The 17215-nt window shown below is 54.0% G+C and carries 15 protein-coding genes and 1 riboswitch; of the genes, 6 read left to right on the top strand and 9 right to left on the bottom strand.

The genetic code is table 11. The annotated features are described in order from the left end of the window. The first annotated feature begins 125 nt into the window (after positions 1–125). Positions 126–1055 carry an alpha-1,2-fucosyltransferase gene (locus PSE_RS07650; protein WP_014284331.1) on the top strand — a complete coding sequence of 310 codons (930 nt, stop codon included), beginning with the start codon at positions 126–128 and terminating at the stop codon, positions 1053–1055. Between the two features lie 22 nt (positions 1056–1077). Here PSE_RS07650 and PSE_RS07645 read toward each other — a convergent pair whose 3' ends face one another. The 6 genes from PSE_RS07645 to PSE_RS07620 form a co-directional block, all read right to left on the bottom strand. Further along, positions 1078–2262 carry a DUF563 domain-containing protein gene (locus PSE_RS07645; RefSeq protein ID WP_208998112.1) on the bottom strand — a complete coding sequence of 395 codons (1185 nt, stop codon included), beginning with the start codon at positions 2260–2262 and terminating at the stop codon, positions 1078–1080. Positions 2263–2450: 188 nt separating this feature from the next. After that, positions 2451–4040, bottom strand: coding sequence for an aminomethyl-transferring glycine dehydrogenase subunit GcvPB (gene gcvPB, locus PSE_RS07640; RefSeq protein WP_041768131.1), 1590 nt, complete (start codon positions 4038–4040; stop codon positions 2451–2453). Then, a complete protein-coding gene (gene gcvPA / locus PSE_RS07635; RefSeq protein WP_008549942.1) occupies positions 4037–5386 on the bottom strand; it encodes an aminomethyl-transferring glycine dehydrogenase subunit GcvPA in 1350 nt (449 codons plus the stop codon). The genes gcvPB and gcvPA overlap by 4 nt, the downstream gene beginning before the upstream one ends. Positions 5387–5553: 167 nt before the next feature. Further along, a complete protein-coding gene (gene gcvH, locus PSE_RS07630) occupies positions 5554–5925 on the bottom strand; it encodes a glycine cleavage system protein GcvH (RefSeq protein WP_008549930.1) in 372 nt (123 codons plus the stop codon). 69 nt (positions 5926–5994) lie between these two features. Continuing rightward, entirely contained in the window at positions 5995–7137 is a 1143-nt protein-coding gene (gene gcvT, locus PSE_RS07625; protein WP_008550050.1) for a glycine cleavage system aminomethyltransferase GcvT, read from the bottom strand. A 195-nt stretch (positions 7138–7332) separates the two neighbouring features. Then, a riboswitch (glycine riboswitch) is annotated at positions 7333–7427 on the bottom strand. Between the two features lie 122 nt (positions 7428–7549). After that, complete coding sequence (locus tag PSE_RS07620) at positions 7550–8137, bottom strand: hypothetical protein (protein WP_008549995.1); 588 nt, start codon at positions 8135–8137, stop codon at positions 7550–7552. Between the two features lie 210 nt (positions 8138–8347). Between PSE_RS07620 and ispH the strand changes: the two genes are divergently transcribed. From ispH to PSE_RS07595, 5 genes are all read left to right on the top strand, one after another. Beyond that, positions 8348–9343, top strand: a complete 996-nt coding sequence (gene ispH, locus PSE_RS07615; RefSeq protein ID WP_193384387.1) for a 4-hydroxy-3-methylbut-2-enyl diphosphate reductase — start codon at positions 8348–8350, stop codon at positions 9341–9343. 2 nt (positions 9344–9345) lie between these two features. Further along, on the top strand, positions 9346–10311 hold the full coding sequence (locus PSE_RS07610) for a homoserine kinase (protein WP_014284327.1): 966 nt from the start codon (positions 9346–9348) through the stop codon (positions 10309–10311). Further along, positions 10308–10760, top strand: a complete 453-nt coding sequence (gene rnhA / locus PSE_RS07605) for a ribonuclease HI (RefSeq protein ID WP_041768129.1) — start codon at positions 10308–10310, stop codon at positions 10758–10760. Before PSE_RS07610 ends, rnhA begins: the two co-directional genes overlap by 4 nt. Before the next feature lie 23 nt (positions 10761–10783). Next, on the top strand, positions 10784–11713 hold the full coding sequence (locus tag PSE_RS07600) for a diacylglycerol kinase family protein (protein WP_014284325.1): 930 nt from the start codon (positions 10784–10786) through the stop codon (positions 11711–11713). Positions 11714–11978: 265 nt separating this feature from the next. Then, entirely contained in the window at positions 11979–12266 is a 288-nt protein-coding gene (locus PSE_RS07595; RefSeq protein WP_208998111.1) for a PilZ domain-containing protein, read from the top strand. Between the two features lie 15 nt (positions 12267–12281). Here the strand turns inward: PSE_RS07595 and PSE_RS07590 are convergent, their stop codons facing one another. The 3 genes from PSE_RS07590 to PSE_RS07580 all read right to left on the bottom strand — a co-directional run bounded on the left by PSE_RS07590 (position 12282) and on the right by PSE_RS07580 (position 17179). After that, complete coding sequence (locus tag PSE_RS07590; protein WP_014284323.1) at positions 12282–13340, bottom strand: D-alanyl-D-alanine carboxypeptidase family protein; 1059 nt, start codon at positions 13338–13340, stop codon at positions 12282–12284. A 200-nt stretch (positions 13341–13540) separates the two neighbouring features. Continuing rightward, the gene (locus tag PSE_RS07585; RefSeq protein ID WP_008550026.1) at positions 13541–16429 is read right to left on the bottom strand and encodes an EAL domain-containing protein; all 2889 of its coding nucleotides are present in this window, start codon (positions 16427–16429) and stop codon (positions 13541–13543) included. A 102-nt stretch (positions 16430–16531) separates the two neighbouring features. Then, positions 16532–17179 carry a GNAT family N-acetyltransferase gene (locus tag PSE_RS07580; RefSeq protein ID WP_014284321.1) on the bottom strand — a complete coding sequence of 216 codons (648 nt, stop codon included), beginning with the start codon at positions 17177–17179 and terminating at the stop codon, positions 16532–16534. Positions 17180–17215 lie beyond the last annotated feature (36 nt).

The raw sequence follows: 17215 nt of genomic DNA, 5'->3' as shown, positions 1-17215 counted from the left end.
CCCTGCAGGCCAAGCTGGTAAACGGGTACCCCGTAGAGATTTACTCCCAAAAACCTAGTAGTGAGCCTTTGCCAAAGCTCCGTTAGGCTGAGAGACAAATATGCTGATTTGTGTACGGGGGACGTATGTCAGTTGCTTCTCAGGTGCGAATATCGGGAGCTGCACGGCGACGCAAGCTCAAGCCAACATTGATTGTCCGTATCCGCGGGGGCATTGGAAATCAGCTTTTTCAATATGCTCTTGGGCGAAAAATCGCGCTTGAAACAGGGATGAAACTGCGCTTCGACCGCAGTGAGTACGATCAGTACTTCAATCGCTCCTATTGCCTTAACCTGTTCAAGACACAGGGCTTATCAGCAACAGAATCTGAGATGTCAGCCGTGCTCTGGCCTGCCCAGTCCTTTGGGCAGACGGTTAAGCTGTGCCGCAAATTCTATCCGTTTTATCAACGGCGTTACATCCGTGAGGATGAGTTGTTGCAAGACAGCGAAACACCGGTGCTGAAGCAAAGTGCCTATCTGGATGGGTATTGGCAGACCTGGGAGATTCCGTTCTCAATCATGGAACAACTGCGTGACGAGATCACCCTGAAGAAGCCTATGGTTTTGGAGCGGTTGAAGCTGTTGCAACGGATCAAGTCCGGACCCTCAGCTGCGCTGCATGTAAGGTATGGTGATTACAGTCAGGCGCATAACTTGCAGAACTTTGGTTTGTGCTCTGCTGGCTACTACAAAGGCGCAATGGATTTTTTGACTGAGCGCGTGCCAGGGCTGACGTTTTATGTTTTTTCAGACAGTCCTGAGCGGGCGCGCGAGGTGGTTCCTCAGCAAGAGAACGTCTACTTTTCGGATCCGATGCAGGATGGAAAAGATCATGAAGATCTGATGGTTATGTCTTCATGCGATCATATCGTGACGGCGAACAGCACGTTCAGCTGGTGGGCAGCCTTCCTCAATGGGAATGAAGACAAGCATGTGATCGCGCCGCTCAAGTGGTTCAAAAATCCAAATCTAGATGACAGCTTGATCGTCCCGCCGCATTGGCAGCGGTTGTGAGGTCTAAGTCTTTGCAAGATCGCTAGGCGAACTCCGAGGCATCAACTTCATGCAGGATCTGCCCAATCGCAGTTTGCGGCAGGGTGAAGTGCTGATGGGCTCCACTCATCTCGCCTATCACGGGGGCGTATTCCAAACCTCTGACATGCGAGAGCCATGCATAAGCGCTTTGGATGTAGTCGGCTGGAAAGATCTCTACGAGCTTGCCGCCTGCCTGCGTAAAGAGCAGGTTTGTGAGGCCTGCACCGTGTGTGCCCACGATGATCTTGGCGCTGCTGAAGAGCTTTACTTGTTCTCTGTGTGTCAGCTTGCCGGGCACCACGCTTTGGAAGCCGCGTGCTTCCAGTTGCTCGATCAGCGTTGTCTCATTGAGGATTCGCCGTGTTTTTGCATCATTGCGTGCGATGTAGAGCTTTTGCGTGGGCGTCTTGTGCATATCGAGCCCATAGGCTGCAAGATAGTGTGTCGCGACCATGGAGGCCGCCTGCTCGCTGGCAGGTGCCCGGAACTCGCAGTTCATGGCAGGAGAGCAATGGTAGAGGGTCTTGCAGTGTATTCGCTCATTTGCCCTGCATTCTTCTAGTGTGAGGAGCGGTGTGTCCTGAGCCAGGAACTCATAGAACTCTCGCTGGAACTCCGGCAGGTCTTCTCTCAGAAGGATTTTGAGAGGGAAAGTGCGCGGTTCCAGATGCTCCAACAGGAACAACAGCGGAAACGCTACATCACAGAGGAAGTGGTAGTAGTGACGATACCCCGTGGCCATGCCGAGCATGTTGATCGCCGCAGATTGGATTGTTCGATCTTTAAGGCGGGCAAACCGCATGGTGTTGGGTGCTGCCGCTTCTATCTGGCGGTGCTGGCTTTTGAGGACCGTGGCGCCAGTGCTGCCAAGGACCAGAGTATCAGTCAGTTTATGAAGTTTAAGTTGGGTGTGGCCTGATGGTGTGATTGGTAAGGGGTAGCGGCTTTGTTCAAGCGCGCCGTGTTCAGTGAAGAATGCCTGCACTTGCTGAGGTAGATCGCGGGAGCTGCGCTCATCTATGGTGATCAGGTGCTTATGCGGAGCGAGCCCCGGTGCGGCATTATCTGGAAAATAGTTGTAGCGGTAGCCGATGGCGGGGAAGGTTCTGGCGAGGCTTGATTGCAATTTGAACCGAAGCTGCCTGCTTGTTGGCATCCAACTACGCCATTTTGGTGCTTTACGCATACCCACCTCACCCATTCTTTGCGGAGCATGCATGACCGTATACTGACCGGCGAGTGCTCAGTATCCACGTATTCTGATCTATCAATTTTTGAGGGTATGATCTGGGAGATGCCACTGGATTCCTGGCAAAGAAAAAGCCCGGCGTCTTTTGCAAGAGCCGGGCTATAAGTTTTACAGAAAACGCATTGTTACGCGAGTTCTGGTTCCACCTTGGTTGGTTCTGGAGCCACCCATTTTAGGATTGGTTTACGCGCTGCACCGGTTTCATCCAGGCGGCGGCGCGGAGCCAGGAACGGAGCACCTTCGAAGCGGTCTTTTCCGCCTGCTTTTGCGCTCATCACCAGATCGCGCATAGTTGCGACGAACAGGTCCAGAGACGCGCGGCTTTCGCTTTCGGTTGGCTCGATGAGCATTGCACCACTCACGACCAGTGGGAAGTACATGGTCATTGGGTGGTAGCCTTCGTCGATCATTGCTTTTGCAAAGTCCAGTGTGGAAACGCCGGTGTCTTTGAGGAAGCTGTCATCGAAGAGAACTTCGTGCATGCAAGGTTTGATGCCGTATGGCAGGGTCATCAGGTCCTGCAGGCCAACGCGCACGTAGTTTGCGTTCAGCACTGCATCTTCAGATGCCTGTTTCAGGCCATCGGAACCATGGGACTGCATGTAGGAAAGTGCACGTATATACATGCCCATCTGACCGAAGAAAGCGGTCATACGGCCAAATGGCTGTTCGCCTTCGTTCAGCTGGTCGTTGGTTTCTACGACTTCCAGTTCCTCACCATTCTTACGGATGAATGGAAGTGGAGCGTAAGGCGCCAAACGATCAGACAGAACAACCGGACCAGAACCTGGACCACCACCACCGTGTGGCGTGGAGAAGGTTTTGTGCAGGTTGATGTGCATGGCGTCGATGCCAAGATCACCCGGCTTGGCCTTGCCAACAATCGCGTTGAAGTTTGCACCATCGCAGTAGAAGTAGCCACCAGCTTCATGGATTGCATTTGCAATCTCAATCACTTCCGGCTCAAACAGACCACAGGTGTTCGGGTTGGTGAGCATGAGAGCTGCCACCTGACCTGCGTGCGCTTCGATCTTCTCGATCACAGCTTCCACAGCCACTGTGCCGTCTTCGCGTGCCGGGATGGATACAACCTTGTAGCCAACGAGTGCAGCGGTTGCCGGGTTGGTGCCGTGGGCACTTTCCGGAACCAGAACGATAGAACGCTCTTCACCTTTGGCAGCGATTGCATGCTTGATGGCCATCATACCACACTGCTCACCGTGAGCACCCGCTTTCGGGCTCATTGCCACGGCGTTGGTGCCAGTGAGTTCCATCAGCCAGTCTGCCAGTTCAGAGATCAGCTCGAAAGCGCCTGGAACGGTGGAGATTGGCTGTAGTGGGTGAATGTCCGCAAAGCCCGGCAGACGCGCCATCTTTTCGTTGAGGCGCGGGTTATGCTTCATGGTACAGGAGCCCAGAGGGTACAGGCCTGAGTCAATCGCATAGTTGTTGCGGGACATGCGTACATAGTGGCGCATGGTTTCCGGCTCGGACAGAGCTGGAAGGTCTACAGGCTCGCTGCGCATGTGGTTGCCGAGGCGTGGAACAAAGTCCATCGGCTCATCCAGATCCACACCGCAGTTGTCCATGTGGCCGATTTCAAAGATGAGCGGCTCTTCCATGTCCAGTGCACGGTTACCAGTAAAGGTCTGGTGCGGCATTGGAGGGCCAGCTTCACCTGCGCGTGTCGGGCGTCCCTGATGGTTCATAGTCATGCCAGCACCTCCTTCAGAGCTTGCGCATAGGCTGCACGATCCTCATCGGTGTTCACTTCAGTGCTTGCAACAACGATCAGGTTGTCGATGTCACCACCGGACTTGTCCAGACGGCAGACAGGTACACCGCCCAGAACGCCTTTTGCAGCCAGTGCTTCAATCACTTCGTGTGCGTTCTTTGGTGTGCGGATGGTGAACTCGTTGAAGAATGAGGAGTTCAGCACTTCAACACCATCGATCGCGCCAAGAGCATCCGCCAGAGCGACTGCGCTCATGTGGTTGATGCGTGCAAGACGTGCGAGGCCTTTACCGCCCAGCAGGGTCATGTGGATGGTGAATGCCAGAGAACACAGACCAGAGTTGGTGCAGATGTTGGAGGTCGCTTTGTCACGACGGATGTGCTGCTCACGTGTAGAAAGGGTCAGCACGAAACCGCGTTTGCCTTCCGCATCAACAGTCTCACCACAAACACGGCCCGGCATGTTGCGGATGTACTTCTGACGGGTTGCGAATAGACCAACGTAAGGGCCACCGAACGTCAGTGGGTTACCGATGGACTGACCTTCACCAACCACGATGTCTGCACCCTGGGCGCCTGGGCTTTCCAGAAGGCCAAGGGAGACAACTTCGGTGAACACAGCAATCAGCAGCGCTTTGTGGGCATGTGCTTTTTCTGCAATCGGCTTCAGATCAATCAGCTGACCGTAGAAGGATGGAGACTGAACTACCACACAAGAGGTTTCATCATCGATCTGAGCCAGAATGTCTTCTGTGCCCATTGGGTCAGCAGGCAGCGCAACAACGGATGCGCCCGGAAGTTTGGCGGAAACGCCTTCAACCACTTCACGATACTGTGGGTGCAGACCGCCGGAGAGAACCGCTTTTTTCTTGCGGGTCACGCGGTGAGCCATCAACACAGCTTCTGCGGTGCCGGTGGAACCGTCATACATGGACGCGTTAGCAACATCCATTCCGGTCAGGTTTGCGACCTGGGTCTGGAACTCAAAGAGTGCCTGAAGCGTACCTTGTGTAATTTCTGGCTGATACGGGGTGTAGCTGGTCAGAAATTCGGAACGCTGGATCAGGTGATCAACGGTAGCAGGAATGTGGTGTTTGTACGCCCCTGCCCCGACGAAGAACGGGAGTGATCCGGCACTGACATTCTTGTTTGCCATTGCAGAGAGCTGACGCTCCACCTGCATCTCGGTCTTGCGACGTGGCAAGGTTGTCAGTTCTTCAAGGCGAACGGCCTCTGGAATATCGGCAAATAGCTCATCGATTGAGTCTACACCGATACGCGCCAGCATGTCGGCGCGGTCGTTGTCTGAAAGCGGAAGATACCGCATGTTCCCTCTCCATCAGATTGTCTGATGCACATTGCAGCAAAAGCAAATAGGGCTTCTGCCATTTCCTGCCATGAGGTTGCCCGACATGGCAGGGGCTGAACGGCTTTTGGCTTATTGCGTATTCTTATTCCGAAAACCGGTCGGGCTTTTCGGGAGTACGCTTTGCCTTAAAGCGTTTCTACAAATGCTTTGTAATCAGCTTCGCTCATCAGGGCTTCAAGCTGTGCAGCATTCCCGAGCTTCATTTTGAAGAACCATGCAGCGCCCTCTGGGTCTTCGTTTACCTTTGCAGGCTCATCAACAAGAAGCTCGTTACCTTCTGTGATTTCGCCATCCAGCGGTGCATATACTTCGGATGCAGCTTTCACGGATTCCACGACGGCTACTTCATCATCCTGAGCAACGGTTTTGCCGTTCTCTGGAAGTTCGACGAACACAACATCGCCCAGCTGGCTCTGTGCGAACTCAGTAATGCCGACGGTTGCTACGTCTCCCTCAACCTTCAGCCACTCGTGGTCTTTTGTGAAATATGTGCTCATTTAAGCGTTCCCTACACTGTCGTTTGTCGATTGAAATGTGATTGGGGCAGCCCGCTGCCCTCACCGGAATTATTTTGGTTTGCGGTAGTAGCGCTGTGCTACAAACGGCATCTCGGCTACCTTGGCTTTGAGTGCGCGGCCACGGACCACAAGCTCAACTTCTGTGCCAATTTCTGCCAGTTTGGATGGGACATAGCCCATTGCCACCGGCGCGCCGAGTGTTGGGCCAAAACCACCTGATGTGACGCGGCCAATTACTTCTTCAGAACCCGGAACACGTATCTCTGCGCCTTCACGTGCCGGAGCACGGCCATCAAGCAGCAGACCCACGCGGAGATTTTCAGTGCCTTCAGCCAACTGCTTGAGCACGCGCTCGCCACCTGGGAAGTCGCCCGCTTCTTTGCGGCGCTTCTGCATGCAGAAAGTGATATTGCCTTCAACAGGTGTGGTGTTTTCGTCGATGTCGTGACCATAGAGGCAAAGGCCAGCTTCAAGGCGCAGGCTGTCGCGCGCACCAAGGCCGATCGGTTCTACACGCTCATCGGCGAGCAGCGCCTTTGCGACAGCTTCAGCTGCGCCAGCAGGAATGGAAATTTCGTAACCGTCTTCACCGGTGTAACCGGAACGGGATGCAATCACGGAGATGCCGTCAAACTCAAGCGGACGCGCTTCCATGAAGCCCATCTCAGCGGCTTCCGGTGCGTGCAGCGCCATCACTTCAGCGGCTTTCGGGCCCTGAATTGCGATGAGTGCACGGTCTTCAACGATCTCAAGTTTCACGTTGTCCGGCAGAGCAGCTGCGATGATTTTGTAGTCGTTGTCTTTACATGCTGCGTTAACAACAAGCATCAGGCGACCGTCGTCTTCAGCCGCAAGCGGGCGAGACACCATGAGGTCATCGATGATGCAACCGTTGTCGTTGAGCAGAACCGTGTAGCGCTGTTTACCCGGCTTCAGTTCCTTCATGTTGGATGGAACGAGCGTTTCCAATGCAGCAGCAGTGGTTGCGTGGTCAGGGCCTACGAGCCAAGCCTGTCCCATGTGGGACACGTCAAAGAGGCCTGCGCTTTCACGGGTGAAGAGATGTTCTTTCATAACGCCGAGCGGGTATTGTACTGGCATATCATAGCCAGCGAACGGCACCATTTTAGCGCCAAGCTCGGTGTGTAGATCGAAAAGCGGTGTTTTCAGCAGGTCTGTAGCTTCAGCCATATGGTCCCCTCAGACAGTGGCGTACACGTCAAAGACCATTCCCTTTGGAATGATCAAGTACGCCCCCTCTGTCTCGAGAACCTGAGAGATTTCCCGCACTGGCAGCTACAAAAACCAGAGCGATTACTCCTTCGGTGAGAGCCTTAACGTGCGATCCATACGGATAGCGCGCTCGGCACTGCTTTCCAGAGTGTTGCTTACTATGCGGTCCTTTTGCCTGAGAGTTTCCGGGGCGGTTGCTCCTTCGGCGATAACCCAATGGGTGGCTTATTCTCTCCCGCACAGCTCTGCACTCGCCAGCCCTCCTCTCAGAACCGGCGAATGTATTCCTCCTCAGCGGCTGCAACATGCCCCTGAGAAAGGCTGGCGCGACACTATGACGCCAAGCTGTGAACCCTTACTAACCTATTTTTTACTTTTCGTCGAATCCAAAGACGACATTTTGTCCCGGTTCATTCGGAAGGATAATATTTTCTTCCACAAATGCCCATGTCGCAGACGGCGATCCGGCCCCTAAAGTGACAGGAACGCTGAAGAGTTTGGAGTAGATTGTTTTTTCTCCGCCATCCACATCTTGTGTGACTGCTACACGCACAGGAAGCAGTACTTCGCCCCCTTTCCACGTCGGACCAGGGGTAATCGTACCCGCGATGCCCAATTTCATTGCTGAGTTCTGGCCGGACTTTTTACAGGTGCGTGCCCAATCGGTGATGATTGCCTGATAGCTGAGATTCTCAGGTGTCTTCTCTTTGCCGCGTGGGTATTTGGTCAGGATGGTTGTTCCTGAAAGTTCCTGCAAGGCGGGACATAAGGCAGGTGCCTGAAGCACGGACAGATCGAAAGTCTTCTCAGTTGCAGGCGGATTTGCTGAAGAAGATTCCAGCTCAGCATCTGATGACATGAAGCTTCCGCAGCCTGCCAGAGATGCACCGATTGCTGCTAGAAGAATTGCCCGTCCTGTGTTTTTGAGCAGTGATTTTGCCAATAAATTGCCCACCATACGAATCCCAAATTTATCTGCAGTTTTTGTTTCTATATCAGCCGCAAACGCAAATGGCGAGATACATCAGTCACCTGAAACACATTGGAGGAAGCTGACAGGCTGAATATTGGAGAAAATCAGCGCTTGATGCCCGATTAAAAACTCTTTTTCTTGACAGAGACAGCCAACATCCTTCAATTGCTCAAAGTCAAAATTCAGGAATACATCATGCAGGTTACGCCCTCCCCGAAGGCACCGGTCAAAATTTTACTTTGCGCTCCACGCGGCTTTTGTGCCGGTGTTGACCGCGCGATTCAGATCGTGGACCTCGCGCTGGAGAAGTATGGCGCTCCTGTTTATGTGCGCCACGAGATCGTTCACAACAAATATGTTGTTGAGGGTCTGCGCAACAAAGGTGCTGTTTTTGTTGAGGAATTGGATGAGATTCCGGTTGATGACCGTCCTGTGATTTTCTCTGCTCACGGTGTGCCTAAGTCCGTTCCGGAAGCTGCGCGCCTGCGTAATCTTTTCTTCCTTGATGCGACCTGTCCGCTGGTTTCCAAGGTGCATAAAGAAGCAATTTTGCACGACAGACGCGAGCGTGAAATTCTTCTGATCGGCCACAAAGGCCACCCGGAAGTTGTCGGCACAATGGGTCAGTTGCCGCGTGGGCGTGTCTCTCTGATTGAGACTGCGGAAGATGCACGCACGTTTGAGCCAAAGACAGATCATCAGCTGGCCTGGATTTCACAGACCACACTTTCTGTTGATGACACCAAAGAGATCGTCGAAATCCTTGAAGAGCGCTTCCCGACTATTGCGAAGCCGCACAAGGATGACATTTGTTATGCGACCACCAATCGCCAGCATGCGGTGAAGGAAATTGCGCCGAAATGTGATGCGATGATTGTTGTTGGCGCGCCGAACTCCTCCAACTCCAAGCGTCTGCGTGAAGTTGGTGAGCGGGCTGGTTGTGACAAAGCATTCCTGATCCAGCGGGCCTCCGAGATTTTCTGGGGTGACTTTGAAGGCGTGAAGACCATTGGCATCACTGCCGGTGCGTCTGCTCCTGAGATCCTCGTTGAAGAAATTGTTGAAGCCTTCCGTGAGCATTTTGATGTGACACTGGAAACCGTTACAACTGCTGAAGAAGACATTTCATTCAATCTACCGAAAGAGTTACGGGCTGCTCCTGCACCTAGCGGAACAAGCGCGGCAGAATAGTTATGGCTGTATATACCGATGTTTCCGATGAAGAGCTGGGCGCCTTCATCGACCGTTTCAACATTGGCACACTGCTCTCCTACAAGGGCATTGCCGAAGGCGTTGAGAACTCCAACTATCTGGTTCATACGGAGACGGGCTATTACATCCTGACGCTCTACGAAAAACGCGTTAATCCTGATGATTTGCCGTTTTTTCTGGGCCTGATGCAGCATCTCGCCGGTAAAGGTCTCAACTGCCCGACCCCGCTGATTGATCGCGACGGGCAGATGCTGGGTGAGCTCGCAGGACGTCCTGCGGCCATGGTCACATTCCTTGATGGTATGTGGGTACGCAAGCCGCAGCTGGTGCATTGCTCTGAGCTGGGCAAAGGCATGGCGCGGATGCATCTGGCTGGTGCTGACTTTGAGATCAAGCGTCCGAACTCCCTGAGCGTTGATGGCTGGGCACCTTTGCTGGATGCAAGCCGCGACCGTGCGCATGAGGTGAAGGCAGGCCTTGCAGAAGAGCTGACAGCTGAGCTGGATGAATTGCAGGCGCTGTGGCCTAAGGATCTACCAAGCGGTGTGATTCACGCGGATCTGTTCCCGGACAACGTTTTCTATCTGGGCAAGGAACTTTCCGGCCTGATCGACTTCTACTTTGCCTGTAATGATGCTTTTGCTTATGACGTGGCGATCTGCATCAATGCGTGGTGCTTTGAACCGGATGGCATGTTCAACGTGACAAAAGCACGTGCGCTGTTGGAAGGTTACCGAAGTGTGCGTCCGTTCAGCGAGCTGGAGTTCGACAATCTGCCATTGCTGTGCCGCGGTGCTGCGCTGCGCTTCCTGCTGACACGTCTTTATGACTGGCTGTCTGTGCCGGAAGGTGCGCTGGTTGTTCCAAAAGATCCACTTGAATACCTGCGCAAACTCAGGTTCCATCGTGGCGTATCCAATGCGAGTGCATACGGGCTGGATAAATGAGCGATACCAAACGTGTTGAGACGTGGACGGACGGAGCGTGCTCCGGCAACCCCGGGCCTGGAGGCTGGGGTGTGCTGCTTCGCTTTGGCGAGCACGAGAAAGAACTGTGCGGCGGCGAGCCAGCCACGACCAACAACCGTATGGAACTGATGGCGGCTATTCAGGCTCTGGAAACCCTGAAGCGGCCTTGTGCGGTGGATCTTTATACCGACAGCTCTTACGTGAAGAACGGCATCACGCAGTGGATGCACAACTGGAAGCGTAAAGGTTGGCGGACCGCCTCCAATTCTCCGGTTAAGAATGCAGATCTCTGGCAGCAGCTGGATTCAGCTGCACAGCGTCATGATGTTTCCTGGCACTGGGTGAAAGGCCATGCCGGGCACGAAGAAAACGAGCGTGCTGATGAACTGGCACGAAAGGGTATGAAGCCCTTTCAGAAGTCCAAGTAAGTCGGGAAGGTTCGGACGTACGCATGGAAAGCCCGCTTCCTCACTCCCGGCTGGATAAACCCGAGAAGAAGCCTCGCAAAGCCAAGCGTGTGCTTATTCTTGCCAATCCGACAGCCACATCCTTCCGCTTTCAGCGCATCACAGAGATTGTGAAATGTCTGGAAGAGGCTGGGATGAAGGTGGAGCTGAAGCTGACCAACCGTGCCAGTGAGATTACCGAGACCTGCACTGATCCAGACCTGAATACGGATATTCTGGCGATTGCTGGCGGTGATGCGTCCGTCAGTGAAGCAGCCTCTGCCATGCTGGGGCGTGGAATGAAGCCGCATCTTGCGATCATCCCATTTGGCACGGCCAACGTACTGGCGCATGAACTGGGTGTGCCGAGCGCGCCGAAAGAGATCGCCAAGGCCATCATCGCCGGTAAGACGCAGAAGCTGCACAACGGCTATGCCAATGGGCGACCGTTTTTCCTATCCACCTCTACGGGCTTTGATGCAGAAGTAGTGCATGTCGTACCATTGCGCCTGAAGCGTCGGTATGGTCGTTTCGCGTCTCTCTTCATTGCCGCTCAGCTGGCATTCTCTCGTCGCAAAGGCAGTTTTAAGGTGCGCGCGGATGGTGAAGAGCTGCAATGCGCCATGGCGTTGATCACCAATGGCCGCTACTACGCCGGAAAACACCTGGTGGTGCCTGAGGCTTCTATTTTAGAGAAGCAGTTGCACTTGCTCACCTTCAAAGAGGATGGCGCCTGGGCGCTTTTCAAATACGCATGCCGCTTACTTACTGGCAGCGTGGTAAAATCGCGCAATGTTCAGTGCCGGACCATCAAAACAGCCCGCATTGAGGCCTATCGCGCTGCGGCTGTTCAGATTGATGGGGAGCCATTCGGCGGTACACCGCTTGAAGTTTCAGTTGGTGACTGTGAACTGACTGTGATCTGCGGAAACTAGAACAGTCTTTCCTTTCTACGCTTTGTTTGATGGCTACAACCTCAAATTTACGTAGTGCTTCCCGCAGCTTATAACCTGCACGTCATCCTTACATATATTAGAGTTGAAATTTTTCTAATTTAACTCGTGAAATGAGTAACTTAAGCAATGTACGCTGCCTGGCCACGCGTTAACATCTGCGCAACATATAGTTGATACTGCGTATGTAAGTTTCCAAACTAACGATTCTAGTTATTGCATTTTTGACGTAAAGGCCGGCGGTCTCATGATGTTGCCTCGACCGAAACTTTTAGAGATAGAAAACAGAGGCCATAAACGGCATAACTGCCACTGGCCTGCAGTGTTGTTTACAGACAACTTCAACCGATCCTGCGTGATTGAGGACATCAGCAATGGCGGGTGCCGTTTGCTGGTCAACACGGGCAAGCTGACTTCAGGGTCTACCGTGAAGATTCAGGTGCCAGCCCGCAAGCTTTCGTTTACGGGCAAGATTGTCTGGCTTCACTGCGAAGAAGCAGGTATCAAGTTCACATCCAAACCTGCACGACTTTGAGCGTAGCTGGGTGAGTTACTGTGGTTTAGGCGTTGGCAGCGGGCTGCCGAAACCGATCGCAACCTTCCATGTACGGATGCTGTAGCTTTTGTGCTCTGTGCGGGATTTCAGGTAGCTCTTATTCCTGCCGATCCCCATTGGGTAGCGCTTGTTCTGTTGCGCTTCGTAGGCTTTGCTTTGGCTGGTGCAAATCCGTTTGCGCATGTCTTCAGGCTGTTGCTGCAGGTCGTTCGCAATATCCTCGAGCTGTTGACCGTTTGGCCCCAACTCTCCAGTCATTGCTTCTGTCAGCAGCTTGGCAGCCCGTTCGCTACGTTCCCGTCCGGTCGTTGCTCCAAGGACAATGGCCATATAGCGCTGCCCTCCCCGATCTGCCAGTGCAACGATGTTGCGGCCCGAGGAACAGACAAAGCCTGTCTTCATACCAACAGTTCCCGGCAGACGTGTCAGCAGTTCATTGAAGGATGTGATTGCCTTGCCATCTATGGTCACTTTTGATGTGGCGAACACGTCGTGATATTGCGGGTAATCGAGGTAGATTTCTCGCCCCAGTATAGCCAGATCACGCGCAGATGTTTGCTGGGTGGCATCGAACAATCCATTGGCGTTGGCAAAGTAGCTGGCTGTCATGCCAAGGCGCCGTGCTGTGGCGTTCATCCGCTGCACAAAGGCCTCTTCACTGCCGGCAACGCTCTCTGCAAGTGCAACGGCAACATCATTGGCTGACCCGACAAGAACCGCGTAAATGGCATCTTGCAGAGTCATGACACTTCCAACCTTCAGGCCTGACTTCAAAGAGGCCTGCCTCATTGCCCAAGGAGACATCACCACAGACGTTTCGAGGTCAATTTCTCTGTTGGCAAGAGCTTCGAAGGTGACAAGCGCTGTCATCAGCTTGGTTGTTGAGGCCGGATACCACGGATCGCCAGCGTCTTCCGCATACAACACACTCTGCGTATCCAGATTCAACAACAGAGCTGGTGTGGCACTTGCTGGCGTGAGGCTACCATATGAAATCAGGATCAGGCCCAGAGCGGCGTGAACTTTTCGACACGCATTACCAAAACAAAACATGCAGCTATTAAACTCAGATAGGGAAAAGAAGAGCCGGACCAGATGCCGTTAAAAAATTGCCTCGAGTGTGTCACCGCCAGAGTTATTCAGAGAATACACAGAGGTGAATGATCAAAATTTCACCAGCAATGCTGCTGTTGCCGAGTGATCACAAAATTTCCTTGTAACCACTCGGAGCCTCTTGGGTTTGACTGCCCATGTTAGCTTTGATTGCTGCGGTCCTGCTGAGCGAACTGCTCTTTGAGCATGCGGCCAGCTTCAGCAGCGCGCATTGGCTGACCGAAGTGGAAGCCCTGCACGTACTCGCAGCCCAGCTGGAAGAGTTCCAGCGCGTCAGATTCAGTTTCAGCGCCTTCAGCAACCACCTCCATACCAAGGTCATGCCCCAGCGCAACGATGGTGCGCAGGATGACAGGGCGTGCGCTCTGGCCGTTTGGGCGGACGAAGGACTGGTCGATCTTGATGGTGTCGAACTGGAAACGCTGCAAGTAGCTCAGGGATGAGTAGCCGGTGCCAAAATCATCCAGAGACAGACCAGCACCCAGACCTTTCAGGCGCTCCAGAACCTGCACTGAAAATTCCGGGTTCTGCATGACCAGAGACTCGGTCAGTTCCAGCTTCAGGGAGCCTGGGGTGAGCGCGGTGCGGGCCAGAACGGCTTTCACATCGTTGATCAGATCAGGCTTCAGCAGCTGGCGGCTTGAGATGTTTACGGAGACAAATAGCGGCAGAGCGTGCTTGAACTCACGTTGCCATTGTGCCAACTGACGCGCGCCTTTTTCCATCACGCGCAGGCCGAGCTCGTTGATCAGGCCGCTTTGCTCAGCAACTGGAATGAACTCGGATGGTGGGATCAGGCCGCGGCTTGGGTGTTCCCAGCGCGCCAGAGCTTCGAAGCCTGCTGTGGTCTTATCAGACAGACGCACGATTGGCTGGAAGACAACCTTGATCTCGTCTTTCTCAAGAGCGGAGCGCAGATCGTTGTCCAGCGCCAGCGTGTTGCTTGCCACCGGCTTCAGTGTCGGGCGGAAGATCTCAATGCGATCACCACCAAGGCGCTTGGCGTGGTTGAGCGCGATCTCAGCATCGCGCATCAGGTCCGTTGCCTTTTCAGGGCCCCCGTCAAAGATGGAAGCACCTATGGAGGCAGTCAGGAACACTTCCTGATCGCCAAAGGTGACAGGCGTGCGCAGAGACTTGCGCAGCTCATCTGCAAAGGAAGCGATACGGGTTGCGTCCTGCTCAGAGATCATCAGCACTGCAAAAGTATCTGCGGAGATGCGAGATAGGGAGTCTTGTGGCTTGATCAGACGGGATAAGCGACGCGCTGCGGTGAGTAGCATGGAGTCACCAGCGGTCTGGCCGATGCTGTCATTGACCTGCTTGAAGCGGTCGAGATCGATCAGGATCACAGTTGGGTTGCCGCTGCCTTCTGCTCTGGAGCGAGCTAGTGCAGCAACGAGGCGGTCCATGAACAACTCGCGGTTTGGTAGGCCGGTCAGATTGTCGTGCACAGCATCGTGCATGAGACGTTCTTCCGCGGTCTTTTGCGAGGTGATGTCGAGCAGCGTACCAACGCAGCGGATGACTTCTCCATCAGACCCAAGAACCGGACGAGCACGCATCTTGAACCAGCGGTAATGGCCATCTTCTCCACGGAGGCGGAACGCTTGATTGACGCGACCGCGGCGGTGATCGATCACAGCATCCAGAGTGCCACGGAACAGATCACGGTCCTGTGGGTGCAGGATTTCGAGCCAGAGGCGTGCAGGTCCATCCAGAAGGCCTGGTTTGATGCCAAGCGCTTCTTCAAGGCCGCCGCTGGTGTGGATCTTGTCGCGATCAACATCCCAGTCCCAGATGATGTCGCCAGAGCCTGTCAGAGCCAGTGCGCGCCGCTCAACATCGCTCACCACGGAGTGGGAGAGCCCGGAGCCTGCAAAGGCGTGCTGCATAACTGTGAAGCCGAGCAACAGAACGAAGAGAACAAGGCCACCGGCCAGAGCTGGCTGCACCAGATCGCTCTGCAGCATACCGGTTGTTGCCATCCATGCTGCAAACAGCCATGCAAGGAACAGGAACCATGTTGGCAGCAGCATAATCGCGCGCTCAAACCCACGGACGGTGAGCATCAGAATGACGCCAAAGCCAGCAATCGCCACACCGCCCATCAGGATACGAGAGATACCCGCTGCGATGGTTGGGTCCCAAAGGGCCAGACCGAACAGGCTGATCACTGTGATGAACAGGCCAATGGCAAGGTGCGTGTAATGAATGTGCCAGCGGTTAAGGCCGAGATAGGCGTATAGGAAGACCACAAGGGCGGCTGTCAGACTGATCTCCGCGACCGCTCGATAAAGCTGGTCATCCCCCAGCGTTCGCCCGAAGACTAAGTTCCAGAAGCCGAAGTCGATACACAAGTAGACCAGAACAGCCCATGCAAGCGCTGCAGTTGCCGGGAAGAGAACGGTTCCTTTCACCACGAACAGGATGGTGAGGAACAGTGCCAGCAGTCCTGCGATACCAAGCACAATACCGCGGTAAAGCGTGTAGGCGTTGATGTTGTCCTTGTAGGCCTCAGGCTTCCAAAGGCGGATTTCCGGCAGGCTTGGGGTGTTCACTTCTGCAATGAAGGTTACGTTTGCGCCTGGATCCAGCGTGATGCGGTAGATGTCCGCTTCTGTGCTGCGCTCGCGGATTGGCGGGATGCCCTGACTTGGTGTCAGAGATACGATGCGGCGCTGACCAAGGTCCGGCACAAGCACACCACCACCGGTCATCTTATAATAAGGCGCAACGAGCAAGCGGTCGATCTGCTCTTCACCCGGATTAGAGAGTGCGAACACGGCCCAGGAGCTGGCGGTATCATCAACGGAGCGCACCTCAATGCGGCGGACGATGCCATCAGAATCGGGAGCGGTGGAGACCTGAATGCTTTTGCTGGTGTTTGGATAGATATCGACAGAGCCGGTCAGATCGAGTGCATCAACGTCCTTCGGGACGACAATCGCCTCCAAAGCTAGAGCTTGTGATGCAACCACAATGAGCAGGAGAGCGCTTAACAGAACAGCCTGAATAACGTTCTGCATGCGCTGACAATAAGTCCCTGACACCGGCTTCTCCACGATAACGAAAAATTAACTGAATTCCTTGCCAAGATCATTACATCGTCAAGGCGCCAGTTTCATGGTTCAAGCATGTGTTACAGGCAATTTATCCCCATCTGCCTCTGATTGTGGCAGCACTTTGACTGGTAAAGGCGCAGAATCCCGGATTTTGCCAAACAAAATATGGTCTTGCCACATTCCGTTGATGAACAAATAGGAAGGTGCGTAACCTAATTCAGAGAATCCGACCTTTGTCAAAAGTGCTCTGGAGACTTCATTGGAGGGTAAGCAGGCGGCTTCGATCCGGTGCAAGTGCAGATCATTGAAGCAGAAGCAGCAGACCCGTGTGACCGCCTCTTTCATGTACCCATTGCCCGCAAACTGAGCGCCCATCCAGTAGCCCAATGAGGTTGCCTGTGCGACACCGCGGCGGACATTGGAGAGATTCAGGCCACCCAGCAGCTCATCCGTATCCCGATTGAACAGGAAGAACGGATAGTGAGAACCCTCGCGGATGTTGCGATTGTAGCGGCGGATGCGTTTGCGAAAGGATGCCTTGGTCAGATCATCGGCTGGCCAAGTTGGCTCCCATGGCTGCAGAAAATCTCTGCTGCGTGCGCGAAGATCAGCCCATTGGGCGAAGTCCGCCATGGAAGGTGCGCGCAGATAGAGGCGCTGAGTGGTCAGAGTCGCAAGGGACTGGGGAGATGTGCTTGTTTTAAAAAATGACACAGCTTCTCTCCCCTCTAAATTAGAACTCCATTATGC

Source organism: Pseudovibrio sp. FO-BEG1 (genome assembly GCF_000236645.1).
In the GTDB taxonomy this organism is placed as follows: Bacteria; Pseudomonadota; Alphaproteobacteria; order Rhizobiales; family Stappiaceae; genus Pseudovibrio.
This window is presented reverse-complemented; position numbering and strand designations above follow the sequence as displayed.